Source organism: Kitasatospora sp. NPDC088351 (genome assembly GCF_040685575.1).
In the GTDB taxonomy this organism is placed as follows: Bacteria; Actinomycetota; Actinomycetes; order Streptomycetales; family Streptomycetaceae; genus Kitasatospora.
This window is the reverse complement of the sequence record NZ_JBFBIL010000050.1, coordinates 41,915-57,614: the sequence shown is the minus strand read 5'-3', so window position 1 is coordinate 57,614 and position 15,700 is coordinate 41,915. Positions and strand designations below refer to the sequence as shown.

Sequence of the window (15,700 nt, the reverse complement as noted above, 5' to 3'; positions counted from 1 at the left end):
GTCTTCCTCGCCGACGGCCGCATCGTCGACGAACTCGTCAACCCCACCGCCGACACCGTCCTGGACCGCATGCGCCGCTTCGACGCCAAGGGCCGCACCAGCTAGAGCCGGCCGGCCCCCGCACCCACCCGTCCGGGCTCCGACCCCGTTCCGGCCGCCCCCAGACACCTCAGGACTGACACTCCCTCATGTACCGCACCGCACTGCGCAATGTGCTGGCCCACAAAGCCCGGCTGCTGATGACGACCCTCGCCGTCATGCTGGGCACCGCCTTCGTGGCCGGCACCCTCGTCTTCACCGACACCCTCGGCAACGCGCTCAGGTCCCAGAGCGCCAAGAGCTACACCGACATAGCCGTCACGGTCAGCGACCGCGACGCCGTCGTCCGGGGCTACGACCGCGGCGCCAAGGCGACCGGCGGGCCCACCCTGAACGAGGAGACGCGCAAGGCGATCGCGGCACTGCCCGGCGCCGCCGAGGCGCGCGGCGTGGTCAGCGGCTTCGCCGGCATCGCCGACCGGAACGGCGCCCTGATCGGCAACGGCTTCACCACCACCGGCACCAACTTCGTGCCCGGCGCCGACGGCACCGACCCGCGCTACCCGCTGGTGGACGGGCGCGGCCCGCGCACCTCCGGCGAGGTGGCCCTGGACACCAAGACCGCCGAGAAGGGCGGCTTCAACGTCGGCGACACCGTCCGGGTGGCCGTCAACGGCCCGGTGATGGAGCTGAAGCTCACCGGCACGCTGCACGCCAACGACCCGCGGGTGCTCTCCGGCGGCTCGCTCGCCGCCTTCGACACCGCGACCGCCCAGCAGCTCTACCTGGCCCCCGGCCGGTTCGCCGAGATCGACGTCAAGGGCAAGCCCGGCGCGGACGACAGCGCGCTGCTCGCCGCCGTGCGGCAGACCGTCCCGCAGGGCAATGACTCGATCGAGGCGAAGACCGGCCGTGAACTGGCCGACGAGCAGGACCGGATGATCGCCGAGGGCACCAAGGGCCTGGGCAGGGCACTGCTGGTGTTCGCCGCCATCTCGCTGTTCGTCGGCATCTTCATCATCGCCAACACCTTCACCATGCTGGTCGCCCAGCGCACCAAGGAACTCGCGCTGCTGCGCGCCGTCGGTGCCAGCCGCAAGCAGGTCACCCGGTCCGTGCTGATCGAGGCGCTGCTGGTGGGCCTGGTCTCCTCGCTGGCCGGCCTGCTCGCCGGCATCGGCATCGCCGCGGGCCTGCAGTCGCTGCTGAACGGCCCGCTGGACGCGGGTCTGCCGGACGGTCCGCTGGTGATCGGCCCGTCCACCGTGATCGCCTCGGTCGGCGTCGGGGTCGTGGTGACGGTGCTGGCCGCCTGGCTGCCGGCCCGCCGGGCCTCCCGGATCGCCCCGGTGGCCGCGATGAGCTCGGTCGAGCAGCCCGCCTCGCACAAGAGCCTGCGGGTGCGCAACGCGATCGGCCTCCTCTTCGCCGCGGTCGGCGTCGGCGGTCTGCTGGCCGGCTCCGCGGCCAAGGCGGTCGGTCTGGTCGGCCTCGGCGCGGGTGCGCTGATGATCGGCGTCTTCGTGCTGACCCCGCTGCTGTCCCGGCCGCTGATCACGCTGCTCGCCCCGGCCCTGCGCAGGCTGTACGGCACCCCGGGCAAGCTGGCCCAGGAGAACGCCGTCCGCAACCCGCGCCGCACCGCCGCCACCGCCTCGGCGCTGACCATCGGCGTCACCCTGATCACCGCGCTGACCGTGGTCGGCGCCTCGGTGAGCAAGGCCGTGGACGAGGCCACCGCGATCGACATGAAGGCCGACTACACGGTCGCCATGCAGAACTTCTCGACGCTCTCCCCCGAGGTCGCCACCCAGATCGCCAAGGCGCCCGGCGTCACCGCCATGAGCGTGATGCGCAGCGTGTCGGTCGAGACCGACGACGGCACCGAGTGGCTGACCGGCGTCGACGCCACGACGATCGACCAGCTGGCCACCGTCAAGGTCACGGACGGTTCGGCGGACGCCCTGAAGCAGGGCAAGCTGCTGATCAGCTCGGGCTCCGCGGAGCACAACGGCCTCAAGGTGGGCGACACCCTGGCCGTCACCTACCCCGACGGTGTGAAGGGCTCGCTGACGGTCGGCGGCGTGCTGGAGGCCAACACCGTGCTGGCCGGCATGATCGCCCCCGACGCCGTGGTCGGCCCGCACGCCTCGGCCGGCTCCGGTCTGACCAAGGTCCTCGTCAAGGGCGCCAACGGTGCCGACGCCGCGCTGAAGCAGGCGCTGCGGGACGCGACCGGCGGCAATCCGCTGATCGCGGTCAAGGGTGAGAAGGACATCAAGGCGGAGACCAGTCAGATGGTCACCGCCGTGCTGAACATGATGTACGGGCTGCTGGGCATGTCCGTGGTGATCGCGGTGCTCGGCGTGGTGAACACCATGGCGATGTCGGTGTTCGAGCGCCGGCGGGAGATCGGCATGCTGCGAGCGATCGGTCTGGACCGCCGCGGCATCGGCCGGATGGTCCGGCTGGAGTCGCTGATGATCGCGCTGTTCGGCGGCGTGGTCGGTGTGCTGCTCGGCATCGTGGTCGCCTGGGCGGGCAACCGCACGCTGGCGGACAGCATCAAGAACATCACGACCGTGGTGCCGCCGGTGCAGATCGTGGGCTTCCTGATCGGCGCCGCCCTGATCGGCCTGCTGGCCGCCGTCTGGCCGGCCCGCCGGGCGTCCCGCCTGGACATCCTGGGCGCGATCAAGGGCGCGTAGCCGACCGCGCGAAGCGCCGGAGCCCCGGCCGCAGCGGACTCGATTCACCCGAGTCCTGGCGGCCGGGGCTCCGGCGTACGGAGGGAACGTTTCCTCAGCAACCGTTGAGGATGCCGGTGAGGGCGCTCTTCTCGGCGCTGTCGACGGTCAGGCCGTAGAAGTACTTCACCTGCACCCAGGCGCGGGCGTAGGTGCACCGGTAGGACGCCTGGGGCAGCCAGTGGGCCGGGTCCTGGTCGCCCTTGGAACGGTTGGAGCTCGCGGAGACGGCGAGCAGCTGGGGGCGGGTGAGGTCGTTGGCGAAAGCCTTGCGCTGGTCCGTCGTCCAGGCCCAGGCGCCGGAGCGCCAGGCCTCGGCGAGCGGCACCAGGTGGTCGATGTCGAAGGAGGAGGCGTTGGAGGTGGTGGCGTTGTCGTACACCGAGACCCAGCTGCCGCTGACGGCGGCACAGCTGGCGTTGGTCACCACGCCGGAGCCGTCGCGCTTGAGGACCGTCTCACGGGTGTCGCAGGTACCGGAGATGGTGATCCAGTGCGGGAACAGCGCACGGTCGTAGCTGTCGGCGTGCGACTCCGCGATGGCCGCCATGGAGGCCAGGTAGGTACGGGCGGTGGCGGCCGAGACGGGGCTCGGGAGGGCGGCCTGGGCGCTGCCGGCGCCGGCCAGCAGCGTGGCGGCGAGCAGCAGCAGGGCGCCGACGGCGGCCACCAGGGCACGGTGGAGCGGACGTATCGCAGGCATGCGGGGACTCCAGAATCGGTGAGGGCAGGCGGAAGCCCCCGGGCGGAGCGGCCCGGGCTGGCAACCAGCATGACGCTCGCCGGTTTACGCGGGTAGACCCTGGAGGTGAACTTTTGACCGGCCCTCAGTTCCGGTCCGGCCCCACGGCGCCGCGAACACCACGCCCCGGCTGGGCGGTTGGCGCGAGCCGGTGGTGAACCCCGCTTCGGAAAGCGGCAGTTGGGCGACCGCCGGGGTGGCCGGCACGGCCTCGGCCGGGTCACGCCTCCGGGGCGGCGATCCGCCGTGAACGCCCCCTCCCCCTGGGCCGGTTGTCGGTGGCACGTGCGACGATGTTCCGATACGGAGCAATGGGGAACGACAGGGGGTCCGGTATGGAGACGAGCAGGATCACGGGCGACGGCCCGGACGGGCACCAGCACACGATGCGGATCACCCACGGCGGGAACAACCAGCGGTACGTGGTCTGCGACAGCTGCGGCTACCGCAAGCGCGCCGGGACGTTCGCGCGGGCCAAGGCGGAGCAGCACCTGTCCGAGTCGCACGGCGCGGGCGACTTCCAGCAGGAGATCCGGGCCTGGCCGATCGTCCTCGGCGTCATCGGTTTCATCGTCTTCCTGGTGGTGATGGCGAGTTACCGCAACGGCCGGTAGCGGGGCACCTGCCGCCGAACGCGAACCGCCCCGCCCGGCGGGTGGCCGGGCGGGGCGGGAGGCTGGTCCTGGGGTGCGGGCCGGTCAGGCGGCCGGCCTGGCGGAGCCGGCGCCCGGGGTGACGGGCTTGGCCGGCTTGCCGCCGAAGACGCCGAGGAAGATCGCCAGCGTCGGGACGAGGTAGAGCGCCCAGACCACGAGCTGGAGCACCGTCGGGTCCGGCTGGAAGTTGAACACGCCCTTCAGCAGGGTGCCGTACCAGCTGTCCTTGGGGATGGTGCTGCTGATGTCGAAGGCCACGTTGTGCAGGCCGCCGAGCCAGCCGGCCTCCTGCAGGTCGTGCACGCCGTACGCGAGCACGCCGGCCGCGACGACGACCAGCATGGCGCCGGTCCAGGTGAAGAACTTCGCCAGGTTGATCTTCAGCGCGCCGCGGTAGAACAGCCAGCCGAGCACCACCGAGGTGAGCAGGCCCAGCGCCGCACCGATGATCGGGTTGTAGCCGTCGTTGGTGGCCTGCACCGCCGACCAGATGAACAGCGCCGTCTCCAGGCCCTCGCGGCCGACCGCCAGGAAGGAGGTGACCACCAGCGCGACCGTACCCATGGCGAGGGCCGCGTCGAGCTTGCCGTGCAGCTCGGTCTTCAGATGGCGGGCGGTGCGGCGCATCCAGAACACCATCCAGGTGACCAGGCCGACGGCGATGATCGACAGCGAACCGCCGAGCGCCTCCTGGGCCTCGAAGGTCAGCTGGGTCGAGCCGTACTGCAGCACGGCGCCGAACACCATGCTGAGGACGACCGCGGCGGCGATGCCCGCCCAGACCGGCGGAAGCTTGTCCCGGCGGCCGGTCTTGACCAGATAGGCGATCAGAATGCAGACGACGAGACTGGCTTCGAGGCCCTCGCGCAGGCCGATCAGGTAGTTGCCGAACACGCTGGCTCCTGGGGGGTGAAGAGGTGGTACGTACGGGTCGGGCGGGGATCAGCCGAAGAGGGCCTGGCCCCACCACTCACCGGGCTTGCGGACGCCCGCCGGGCAGGCGAAGTGGGCGGAGCCGACGTGCTGGATGTACTCGTTGAGCTTGTCGCTGGCGGCGAGCCGCTGCTGGAGCGGGACGAACGCCTTGCGGCTGTCGCGCTGGTAGGCGAGGAAGAACAGGCCGGCGTCCAGGCGGCCGAGGCCGTCGGTGCCGTCGGTGAAGGAGAAACCGCGGCGCAGGATCATCAGGCCGTTGTTGGCGTCCGGGTGGGCCAGGGCCACGTGCGAGTCGGCCGGCATCGCCTTGAGGTCCGGCGCGTCGTGCTCCTTGGCCTTGCCGTACGGCGCGCCCTCGCCCTTGGTCCGGCCGAAGACGTCCTCCTGCTCCTTGAGGGAGGTGCGGTCCCAGGTCTCGACGTGCATCCGGATCCGCCGGGCGACCAGGTACGAGCCGCCGGTCATCCACTCCGGACCGTCCCCCGGGCCGGCCCAGACGTGCTCGGCGAGCCGGGCGGTGTCGGTGCCCGCGATGTTGTGGGTGCCGTCCTTGAAGCCGAGCAGGTTGCGCGGGGTCTGGGCGTCCGGGGTGGTGGAGGAGGTCTTGCCGAAGCCGAGCTGCGACCAGCGGATGTTGACCGTGCCCATCCCGATCCGGGCCAGGTTGCGGATCGCGTGCACGGCGACCTGCGGGTCGTCGGCGCAGGCCTGGACGCAGAGGTCGCCGCCGCTGCGCTGCGGATCGAGCTTGTCGCCCTTGAAGTTCGGCAGGTCGATCAGGGCCTCGGGGCGCTTGGCCCGCAGGCCGAAGCGGTCCACACCGTCCTTCTCGAACAGGGTGGGACCGAAGCCTATGGTGAGGGTGAGCCGGGAGGCTGGCAGGCCGAGGGCCTCGCCGGTGTCGTCCGGCGGCGCCTCGGGCAGACCGCTGACGGCGCCGGTACCGACGTCACGGCCGCCGGTCATCGCGGCGGCGGCCTTGGTCCACTCCTTGAGCATCTTCACCAGCGAGTCGCGGGTGGCCGTGGCGGAGACGTCGAAGGCGGCGAAGTGCAGCCGGTCCTGGACCGGCGTGGAGATGCCCGACTGGTGCTCGCCGTAGAACGGGATGTCCCCGCCCGCGGCGGCCTGCGCCGGGGCGTCGTCGTCCTGGCGGGTCGCGGCGGCGACCGAGCCCACCCCGGCCGCGCCGAGGGCCACCCCGGCGCCGGCCCAGCCGATGACGGCACGGCGGCTGATCGGGCTGCGGGCGGCGTCGCGCTGCGCACTGGTGGTGGCGGTGGCGTCGGTACCGGCCGGCGTCCCGTTCTGCTGCTCGTTCTCGACGTCCATCGGCGGGCGGGCCCTTCTCTGTGCTGACTCACGGATGCCGTGGCGGCCGCTGGGGCCGCCACGGCGGTGTGACGAGGTGGTACTTGTGACGAGGTGGTACCGGCGGCTCTGGCGAGCCGGCTGACGGGTGCGCGTTACTTGACGACCACGGCGGCGGCCAGCTTCGACAGCGGCTCGCCCAGCGAGTTCACCGCGTCGGAGAAGGTCTTGCGCTCGGCCTCGGTGACCTTGTCGTAGGAGGTGTAGGTGCCGTCGGCCTGCTTGTACCTGGCGAGCAGCGCCTGGATCGATTCGAACTCGGCGTCCAGAGTCTTCGCCAGCTCGGCGTCCTTCTCCGCGGCGACCGGCTTCAGCAGTTCGTAGGCCTTCTCCGCGCCCTCGACGTTGGCGGCGAAGTCGGCCAGGTCGGTGTGGCTGTAGCGGTCCTCCTCGCCGGTGATCTTGTTGGTGGCGACCTCGTCCAGCAGCTCCTTGGCACCGTTGGCCATGCTGGTCGCGGTGATCTCGGCCTCGGGGATCTTCTTCTGCCAGTCCTTCAGGTCGTTGACCAGCTGGTCGGCGAGCGTCTTCTCCTCGTCGCCGATCTTCGCATCGGCCCAGAGCGACTTCTCCAGCTTGTGCCAGCCGGTCCACTGCTGGCCGGGCTCCAGCTTGTCCTCGCGGGTGTCGGTCTTCGGGTCGACGTCCCCGAAGCTCTCGGCGACCGGCTCGGTGCGCTCCCAGCCGGTGCGCGACGGCGCGTACAGCGACTTGGCCTTCTCCAGGTCGCCGGCCTTGATCGCGGCGGCGAAGGCCTCGACGGCCGGGATGGTGGCGTCGGCCTGCTCCTGGGCGTACGTGCGGTAGGCGGCGACGGCGGAGACCAGGCGCGGGTCGGCCGAGGCGGCGGCGGTGGCGCCGTCCCCGGTGACGGTGATCTTCTGGCGGATGCCGTCGCCGACCATGCCCGGCTTGCAGGCGACCTCGTACGAACCGGCCTTGATCTCGGCGTTGATCGTCGCCTTGGTGCCGGGGCCGATGTTCTCGCGCTCCGTGATGATCTTGTCGCCGTCGCCGTAGACGTAGACCTCGGTGGTCTTCGAGCCCTTGTTGGTGATGTCGATCACGACGTGGCCGGCCGGGAAGGTCGTCTTGGAGACCTCGCAGGCGGAGTCGGTGGCGTTCACCTTGACGGCGTCGGAGGATGCCTTGTCGTCCTTCTTCTGCGAGCAGCCGGCCAGAGCGGCGGTTGCCACAGCGAGGGTGAGCAGCGTGGCTGCGGTGGAACGACGGGCGGACATGAAGGCTCCAACGGGAAGGACAGGCGGTACCGGGGCAGGGCTGAGCGTGGGTAATGGCACCGGAGCCACCGGTGCCCCCACCCACTTAGCTAAGGCATACCTTAGGGATATCTTTTTTGGCCGTCTACACCGGCCCCCACCTGCGACGCACCACGGTCCGCCGCAGGCCCCGCCTCCCCTTGTGCCGAGCGGGTCGTCAGCCTACCGACCACCACCGGCCCGGAACCCCCGGAGGACCAGAACCGGTCACCGGGCGACGAGCCTCACCGGAGCGGGGTGCGCCGGGTGGCCGCGCGGGCGGTCCAGCGGCCCTCGTGCCGGCTGATCCGGATCGGGTGGCCGAAGCAGGCGCTGATCAGCTCGGTGGTCATCACCTCGTCGACCGGACCGGCGGCGACGCACTCGCCGCCGCGCAGCAGCAGCGCGTGCGTGGTGCTCTCCGGCAGCTCCTCCAGGTGGTGCGTGACCAGCACGCTGGCCAGCTCGGGGTGCTGGTGGCGCAACAGGTCGAGGCTGTCGAGCAGTTGCTCGCGGGCGGTCAGGTCCAGCCCGGTGGCGGGCTCGTCGAGCAGCAGCAGGCGGGGGCTGGGCATCAGGGCGCGGGCGATCAGGGCCCGGCCGCGCTCGCCCTGGGAGAGGGTGGTCCAGGGGGACTCGGCGATCGCGGTCATACCGAGGGTCTCGATCAGCTGCTCGACCCGGTCCAGGGCCTCGGGTCCGGGCTTGCGGTGCAGGTCCGGCTCGATGCTGTTGGTGAGGCCGGTGAGCACCACCTCGCGCACGGTCAGCGGCGAGCGCAGCGGGTGGCGCGGGTTGACGTGCCCGAGGTGGGCACGCAGGTCGCGGATGTCCACCCGGCCGAGCCGGCGGCCGAGCACGTCCACCTCGCCCCGGGTCGGGTGCGAGACCGCGCCGAGCAGACCGAGCAGGGTGGACTTGCCGGCGCCGTTGGCCCCGAGCAGGGCCCAGTGCTCGCCCGGCTGGATGGCGAGGGTGATCCCGCGCAGCAGGTGGCGTCCGTCGCGGACGACGTCCACGTCCTTGGTACGCAGCAGTGGACCGTCGGGCAGGGGGGTGGACGTGCTCATGGGTGACGGGCCTCCGGTGGCTGGCTCCTGGCAGGGTGCGGGCGCGGCGCCGCACCGGGCGGGCAGGCGCCGACCGTCCACCTGCACGGTACAACCGTCGGCGCGGCGACGGCCGGGGGCGTCCGAGGTGTGGACGGGGCGCCCGGGTGCAGAACCCGGGCGGCGCTTGCCGGTTGGCGACTGGATCGGGCCAGGACCCGCGCCGGCTCCCCCCGGCGCGGGGTGCCCGACGGCGGACCGGGGGCGGCTCAGAGCCGGATGAGCCCGGCCTCCGTCGGGCGGAATCCGCAGGCGTCCAGGTAGAACGGGCGCAGGTGCTCCTCGAAGTCCACGTGGAGCCAGTCGCAGCCGGCCACCCGGGCCCCCTCGGCGGCGGCGGCCACCAGCCGCGCGCCGACGCCCGAGCGCCGCACCGCCGCCGCGACCGCGGTGTCCAGGACGAACGCGTGCCGGCCGCCGTCCCAGGCCACGTTGACGAAGCCCGCCAGCGCGCGGTCGCCGGCCCGCCGGGCGCAGACCCAGCCGAGGCTGTGCCGCTCCAGCCGGGCCCGCCACCCGGACGGGACGACGGGGTGGCCGAAGGCCTCGGCATGCAGCGCGCCGACCTCGTCGTCATCGAAGGCGCCGCGCCACAGGTATGTGATCGTCACCGCGCGATCGTAGAACAGGGCCTCACCTTCGATCGGATTTGATCAGTACAGGACACGAATTGGTCAAGATCCGACCCTACCCCTAGCTCAATCTGACTGCCCACCGTCAATCTCAGTCGCAGCTCCTTCCCTGCAGCTACCCCGACTGGAGTCAGAGTGAGCCCCACCTCCTCTCGCCGCCGCTACCTCGCGGCCGCGGCCGTAGCGGCCACCGCCGCCCTCGTCGCCACCACCGTCCAGGCCGGCTCGGCCGCCGCCGCCCCCACCGACCGGGCCGCGGCGATCGACCGGGCCCGGGCCAACGTCGCCCACAACGCCGGGGTGTTCGGCTTCGGCGACGGCCAGGCCCTCGTGGTCAAGGACCTCGTCCTCGACGCCGACGGCACCCAGCACGTCCGCTTCGACCGCACCTTCCAGGGACTGCCCGTCGTCGGCGGCGACCTGGTGGTGCACCAGGACGCGCGCGGCCGGCTCAAGGACTCCTCCCACGCCGCCGCCCACGATGCCGCCGTGACGTCCACCGTCCCCAGCGTCCCCGCGCAGGCCACCGCCGGCCGCGCGCTCCAGGCCGCCCCCGGCGTCGTCAACGCGACCAGCACCCCTGAGCTGGTCGTCTGGGCCGCCGACGGCACGCCCCGGCTGGCCTGGCGCACCACCGTCAAGGGCGCCGGCGAGCACGGCGAGCCCACCGGGCGGGTCGTCGTCACCGACGCCACCACCGGCGAGCAGATCGAGGCCTACGACTCCGAGCACCGGGCCAGTGGCACCGGCCACTCCGAGTACACCGGCGACATCACCATCGACACCACCCAGAAGTCCGGCGGCTACACCCTGACCGACCCGGTGCGCGGACACATCACCAAGGACGCCAAGAACGTCTCGGCCAACCTGCTCACCGCGAGCTCCGGAACGGCGTTCACCAGCACCACCAACGTCTGGGGCGACGGCAGGAAGTTCTCCACCAACCGCGCCACCGCCGCCGTCGACGCCCACGCCAACACCGCCTGGACGTACGACTACTACAAGAACACCTTCGGCCGGAACGGCATCAAGAACGACGGCAAGGGCGCCACCGTCTTCGTGCACGTCGGCACCAACTGGGACAACGCCCAGTGGTCCGACGACTGCTTCTGCATGATGACCGGCGACGGCGACGGCACCACCGACCCCGAGCAGGTCGACCTCGACACCATGGGCCACGAGATGACCCACGGCGTCACCAGCGCCACCGCCAACCTCCGCTACAGCGGCGAGTCCGGCGGCCTCAACGAGGCCACCAGCGACATCCTCGGCACCATGGTCGAGTGGTACGCCAACAACCCGATCGACACCCCGGACTACCTCTTCAGCGACCAGTCCACCCCGCCGTGGCTGCGCCGCTTCGACAAGCCCTCGCTCGACGGCCGGTCCGCCGACTGCTGGACCAGCAAGGTCGGGCAGCTCGACGTCCACAACTCCTCCGGCGTCGGCAACCACTGGTTCTACCTCGCCAGCGAGGGCAGCGGCACCAGGACCATCAACGGCTACACCTACAACAGCCCCACCTGCAACGGCTCCACGGTGGCCGGCATCGGCAACCAGAAGGTCGCCAGGATCTGGTACCGCGCTCTGACCGTCTACATGACGTCCACCACCAACTACAAGGGCGCCCGCACCGCGACCCTCAGCGCCGCCAAGGACCTCTACGGCCTCAACAGCACCGAGTACAAGGCGGTCGCCGCCGCCTGGAGCGCCGTCTCGGTCGGCTGAGCCGTCCCGTGAGTCCTGTGAGCGGCCCGTCGCCCCGGCGGCGGGCCGCTCACGTCACGGCCGCTGTCAGGACGTGAACCCGATGTGCACATGGTCGTGGTGGGTGTCGTCGGTGAAGAACTGGTTGCCGGTACCGCCCGACAGCGCGATCGGACCGCCCACGTTGTAGGAGCCGGCCGCCGCCGCGTCCCGCATGAAGGACTCGATCAGCTGACGCGGGGTCGCCGGATCGACCACCGCCCGGCCGTCGATCCGCCAGACGTCGAAGGCCCGCCCGCGCGGGTGGTCACTGGGCCGGGTGGTGCCGAACACGTCCAGCGGGTGGCCGGACCGCACCACGCTGACGTACAGCTGGTAGCCGCCCGCCAGCTGGAGCATCGCCCGCGGCACGCTGTCGTGCACGGTGCCGCTGCGCAGGTCGGCGGCGGCCTCGGGCGGCAGCTGGATCCTCGGCTGGGCCAGCACCTGGCCGACGGCGGGCGAGGGCGCGGCGGCGGGGGCCCCCGGATCGCCCGGGAGCAGGTCGGTGACGGTCCAGCGGGGCTGTGCGCGGCTCAGCCGGACGTCGACGGTGGTCCCGCCCTCCACGACGGAGCCGTCCGGCCCTCGGGTCCACTGCCGGCAGACCACCAGCACGCTCGCGGAGCCGGCGAGGATGCCGCCGTACTGGGCGACGATCACCTCCAGCGCGGCCTCGTCGGCCGCCGGGGCGAGCGGGCCGGCCTGGTCCACCAGGCCAGGGGGCAGCCCCAGCGCCGCCACCCGTGCCTTCGCCGCGTCCGCCCCCTGGCCGCCGGCCGGCCAGGAGCCGATGGCGGTGACCAGTTCGACGGCCCGGCGCTTGACGTCCGGCTGCACGTCGGACGGGCCGGGCTGCCAGGGCTGCGGCCGGGGCAGTGCGGTGGGGGTACCGGTCGGGGCCGAGGGCGCGGCCGTCGCCTCCGGGGTGGTGCCGGCCGGACCGGTCTGCCCTGGCTGTCCTGGTTGCCCTGACTGCGCCGGTTGCCCGGCCGAACTCGCCGTTGCTGTCTCCCGCCTGACGCCACTACTCGAACAGCCGGCCGAGCCGAGCAGCACGGCGGAGGCGCCCGCCAGCAGCAGTCCCCGGCGGCCCGGCAGTCCGCCGCCCGCCCCGCGCACCCCGTCTCGGCTCGTCACGCGGCCAGTATGCGGGGGCCGTTGCCCCGGACGGCGCACCTTCCGGCGTGTCAGCCCAGTCGGCGGATCGGCGCGCCGGCCAGGAACGCCGCGATGGACTCGACCGCCTGACCGTAGTACGTCCGGTAGTTGTCCCGCGAGACATAGCCGAGGTGCGGGGTCGCCAGCAGGCGCGGTGCGGTGCGCAGCGGGTGGTCGGCGGGGAGCGGCTCGATGTCGAAGACGTCCACGGCCGCGCCCGCGATCCGGCCCTCGGTGAGGGCGGCGAGCAGGGCGTCCTGGTCGACGATGGCCGCGCGGGAGGTGTTGACCAGATAGGCCTCGGGCTTCATCAGGGCGAGTTCGGCCGCGCCGACCAGGCCCCGGGTGCGCTCGCCCAGGGCGAGGTGCACGGAGACGAAGTCGCTGCCGCCGAGCAACTCCTCCTTGGACGCGGCCTTGAGCACACCGACCTCGGCGGCCCGTTCGCCGGTGAGGTTCTGGCTCCAGGCGACCACCTCCATGCCGAAGGCGAGGCCGACCCGGGCGACCAGGCTGCCGATCTTCCCGAGGCCGAGCAGCCCCAGCTGCCGCCCGGCCAGGTCGGCGCCGACGGTGCTCTGCCAGGGGCCGCCGGCGCGCAGCGCCGTGCTCTCCGGCACGATGCCCCGGGCGAGGCCGAGCAGCAGCGCCCAGGTCAGCTCCACCGGCGGGGTCGCGGAGCTGGCGGTGCCGCAGACCGTCACCCCGTGCTCGCGGGCGGCCGCGTGGTCGATCACCGAGTTCCGCATGCCCGAGGCGACGAGCAGCCTGAGCCGGGGCAGCCTGGCGAACAGCGAGGCGGGGAACGCCACCCGCTCGCGCAGGGTGACGATGATGTCGAAGTCGGCGACGGCCTCGGCCAGTTCGTCCTCCGAGCCGAAGTGCTCACGGAAGGCGGTCACCGCCACCCGGTCGGCGACCGGTGACCAGTCGACGATGCTCGTGGCGACACCCTGGAAGTCGTCGAGAACGGCGCAGCGAAGTTTCATGCCCGCACTCTCGCAGACGGCCCCGGCCGCCGACCCGGCCGGGGCGCACACGGAGACGGTGGGGCCCCGCTACTCCGGCTTGCCGAGGTGCCAGGCGACCACGTCGAGGACGCGCAGCGGTGACACGTCGGCCGGGGCGGCCGCCGCGAGCACCGCCCACTGCCCGGTCTGGCGGTCGAGGTCGTGGGCCATGGCCTCGGCCAGCCGGCAGAAGAACTCGGCCCAGCCGCGCCCGGTTTCGGGCTTGATCGGGAACTCCTCGGCGGCGCCGCAGTAGCAGGCGTAGACCTGGGTGTCGTAGAGCGGGAGGAACAGCGGGCGCTTGCGGTGCAGGATCTTCATCAGGATCGTGCCCTGGACTCCGCGCACCCCTGCGGCCCGGTCCAGCACGCCGACCAGTGGTTCGATCAGCTCGCGGTGGGCGCCCCGGGCCACCGCCTCCTGGAGGGTGAGGTCCCGGGGGATGCGGGCCAGGGCCGCCTCCAGCTCCGGGCGGACGGCCCGCAGGTTGAAGACGGCCGCGATGCTCGGCGCCACATTGAGGAGCAGCGGGGCGAGCAGGTCACCGTCGTTGAGTTCGTCCGGCCCGCTGCCGGTGTCCATCCGGTCGTACACGGGGTAGGCGAAGGGCTTGCCGCCCTTGGCCGCGGCCGCGGCGGTGTTCGCCTGCTCGTCGAAGTAGGCGCGGACCCACTTGGCGGCCTCGGCCACGGATATCCGGTGACCGCCCACGCTGATGCTCTGGTTCATGACGGCGAATCGTAGGGCGTGTCCGACAATTCCCGCCAGGCGCGCGGCGCGGGGAATCGTTCCAGTCGATTCCGCTGCCCGGCACGGGTGTTCCATTCCATGTCCGAACAGCTCAGGGCCCGTTCTCCCCCGGCCGGCCGGCGCCGCCGGCGGTGCCCGGCACCGCCCGCCGGACTCGGCCCCGTGACTCAGCCGCCGGACTCAGCCGTCGGAGACCGCGCTGCCGGCCAGCGGCTCGCGCCCGTCCTCGGGGACGGCGCCGACCGCCTCCGCCGAGAGATCCCGGTCCCGCAGCCGCAGCGCGAGGACGCAGCCGACGGCCAGGACGGCGAGCATCCCGGTCAGCGTCACCGTCAGCCCCCGGGCGTCGGCCAGCATCCCGAACAGCGGAGAGAGCAGCCCGCCCACCGACATCGCCAGCCCCAGCGTCACCCCGCTCGCCGTACCGGGCCGGTTCGGCAGATAGTCCTGGGCCAGCGTCACCTGCGGCGCGAACGGCAGGAACATCGCCAGCCCGAACAGCAGCGCGCACACCAGCGCCACCCCCGCACCGGGTGCCAGGATCAGCGCGCCCAGCGCGGGCAGCGCCGCCAGGTACCCGATCCGCACCGGCACCAGCCGCCCCCACCGGTCACCCAGCCAGCCGCCCAGGAGGGTGCCGACCGCGCCCGCCGCGGTGAAGGCGGTGAGCGCCAGCGCCGCGACCGCGCCCGAGCCGCCCAGGTCGCGGCTGATGTAGAGGGAGAGGAAGGACGTCGTCGTCACATACGGCACCGACCAGCCGACGGTGGTGGCGGCGAGCCGCCCGAACGCCCGCCAGTCGTCCCGGTGCACCGCCTGCCGTCCCCCGGCCCCGCCGGCCCGCACCAGCGGCCGGGCGGGCTCGTACCCGCGCAGCCGCATCCACGGGCCGCTGAGCGCCCAGAGCGCCGCCATCACCGCGGCGGGCGTCGCGAGCAGCCACGCGCCCGACAGCCCGGTGGCCCCCACGACCAGCGTGACCAGCGGCGGCGCCAGCGACCCGCCCACCGTGCCGCCCACCGAGAACCAGCTCATCGCCTGCTGCGAACTGCCGCCCGCCGCACGGGCCGCGCTGGTCGCCGGCGGGTGGTACGCCGCCACCCCGATGCCGGAGAGCGCCACCGCGAGCCAGGTCAGCGGATAGCTGCCGCTCACCCCCGCGAGCGCGATCCCGGCCGCCGCGACCAGGAAGCCCGCCGGGATCAGCCACCCCCGGTACCGCCGGTCGGCGACCACGCCGAACACCGGCTGCACCACGCTCGACAGCCCGGTGGCCGCCAGGGTGATACCGGTGGTGGCGGCGTAGCTGTAGTGACGCTCGGAGGCGAGGTACGGCAGGAGTGCCGGGACGAAACCCTGGTAGAGGTCGTTCACGGCATGGGTCGAGGTCAGGAACCCCAGTTGGCCCTTCTTCACGGGCGTGCCCTTCTCTGGCGCTTGGGTCTGGTGTCTTGGGTCCGGGTCCGGGTCCGGGTCCGGGAATTGCCCCCGGGCCTTGGCTCTCCGGCCGGGGAGCGTGGTCATGAGCCGTGGATCGCAGGT

13 protein-coding genes and 1 pseudogene are annotated in these 15,700 nt (G+C 72.6%); 4 read left to right on the top strand and 10 right to left on the bottom strand.

Annotation, left to right across the window (positions count from 1 at the left end):
* Positions 1-105: pseudogene (locus AB0P06_RS28155) on the top strand (ABC transporter ATP-binding protein); the annotation flags it as partial.
* Between the two features lie 83 nt (positions 106-188).
* Entirely contained in the window at positions 189-2,747 is a 2,559-nt protein-coding gene (locus AB0P06_RS28150; protein WP_363612110.1) for an FtsX-like permease family protein, read from the top strand.
* Positions 2,748-2,841: 94 nt separating this feature from the next.
* On the opposite strand, the gene AB0P06_RS28145 is transcribed toward AB0P06_RS28150, so the two are convergent.
* Complete coding sequence (locus tag AB0P06_RS28145) at positions 2,842-3,489, bottom strand: HNH endonuclease family protein (protein WP_363612108.1); 648 nt, start codon at positions 3,487-3,489, stop codon at positions 2,842-2,844.
* A gap of 374 nt (positions 3,490-3,863) precedes the next feature.
* Here AB0P06_RS28145 and AB0P06_RS28140 point away from each other — a divergent pair, with 374 nt between their 5' ends.
* The gene (locus AB0P06_RS28140; protein WP_363612106.1) at positions 3,864-4,142 is read left to right on the top strand and encodes a hypothetical protein; all 279 of its coding nucleotides are present in this window, start codon (positions 3,864-3,866) and stop codon (positions 4,140-4,142) included.
* A gap of 84 nt (positions 4,143-4,226) precedes the next feature.
* Here AB0P06_RS28140 and efeU read toward each other — a convergent pair whose 3' ends face one another.
* The 5 genes from efeU to AB0P06_RS28115 form a co-directional block, all read right to left on the bottom strand.
* On the bottom strand, positions 4,227-5,078 hold the full coding sequence (efeU, locus tag AB0P06_RS28135; protein WP_363612104.1) for an iron uptake transporter permease EfeU: 852 nt from the start codon (positions 5,076-5,078) through the stop codon (positions 4,227-4,229).
* Positions 5,079-5,126: 48 nt separating this feature from the next.
* A complete protein-coding gene (efeB, locus tag AB0P06_RS28130; protein ID WP_363612102.1) occupies positions 5,127-6,452 on the bottom strand; it encodes an iron uptake transporter deferrochelatase/peroxidase subunit in 1,326 nt (441 codons plus the stop codon).
* A gap of 134 nt (positions 6,453-6,586) precedes the next feature.
* Positions 6,587-7,732 carry an iron uptake system protein EfeO gene (efeO, locus tag AB0P06_RS28125; protein ID WP_363612100.1) on the bottom strand — a complete coding sequence of 382 codons (1,146 nt, stop codon included), beginning with the start codon at positions 7,730-7,732 and terminating at the stop codon, positions 6,587-6,589.
* Positions 7,733-7,995: 263 nt separating this feature from the next.
* The gene (locus AB0P06_RS28120; protein WP_363612098.1) at positions 7,996-8,820 is read right to left on the bottom strand and encodes an ATP-binding cassette domain-containing protein; all 825 of its coding nucleotides are present in this window, start codon (positions 8,818-8,820) and stop codon (positions 7,996-7,998) included.
* A 248-nt stretch (positions 8,821-9,068) separates the two neighbouring features.
* Positions 9,069-9,470 (bottom strand): GNAT family N-acetyltransferase, encoded by a 402-nt coding sequence (locus AB0P06_RS28115; RefSeq protein WP_363612096.1) that lies wholly within the window; start codon positions 9,468-9,470, stop codon positions 9,069-9,071.
* Positions 9,471-9,626: 156 nt separating this feature from the next.
* Between AB0P06_RS28115 and AB0P06_RS28110 the strand changes: the two genes are divergently transcribed.
* Entirely contained in the window at positions 9,627-11,219 is a 1,593-nt protein-coding gene (locus AB0P06_RS28110) for a M4 family metallopeptidase (RefSeq protein ID WP_363612094.1), read from the top strand.
* Positions 11,220-11,285: 66 nt separating this feature from the next.
* Here the strand turns inward: AB0P06_RS28110 and AB0P06_RS28105 are convergent, their stop codons facing one another.
* The 4 genes from AB0P06_RS28105 to AB0P06_RS28090 all read right to left on the bottom strand — a co-directional run bounded on the left by AB0P06_RS28105 (position 11,286) and on the right by AB0P06_RS28090 (position 15,574).
* Positions 11,286-12,377, bottom strand: coding sequence for a hypothetical protein (locus AB0P06_RS28105; protein WP_363612092.1), 1,092 nt, complete (start codon positions 12,375-12,377; stop codon positions 11,286-11,288).
* 50 nt (positions 12,378-12,427) lie between these two features.
* Positions 12,428-13,387 (bottom strand): D-2-hydroxyacid dehydrogenase family protein, encoded by a 960-nt coding sequence (locus tag AB0P06_RS28100; RefSeq protein WP_363612091.1) that lies wholly within the window; start codon positions 13,385-13,387, stop codon positions 12,428-12,430.
* Positions 13,388-13,456: 69 nt separating this feature from the next.
* Complete coding sequence (locus AB0P06_RS28095; protein ID WP_363612089.1) at positions 13,457-14,137, bottom strand: DUF6308 family protein; 681 nt, start codon at positions 14,135-14,137, stop codon at positions 13,457-13,459.
* A 201-nt stretch (positions 14,138-14,338) separates the two neighbouring features.
* Positions 14,339-15,574, bottom strand: coding sequence for an MFS transporter (locus AB0P06_RS28090; protein WP_363612086.1), 1,236 nt, complete (start codon positions 15,572-15,574; stop codon positions 14,339-14,341).
* Positions 15,575-15,700: the final 126 nt, after the last annotated feature.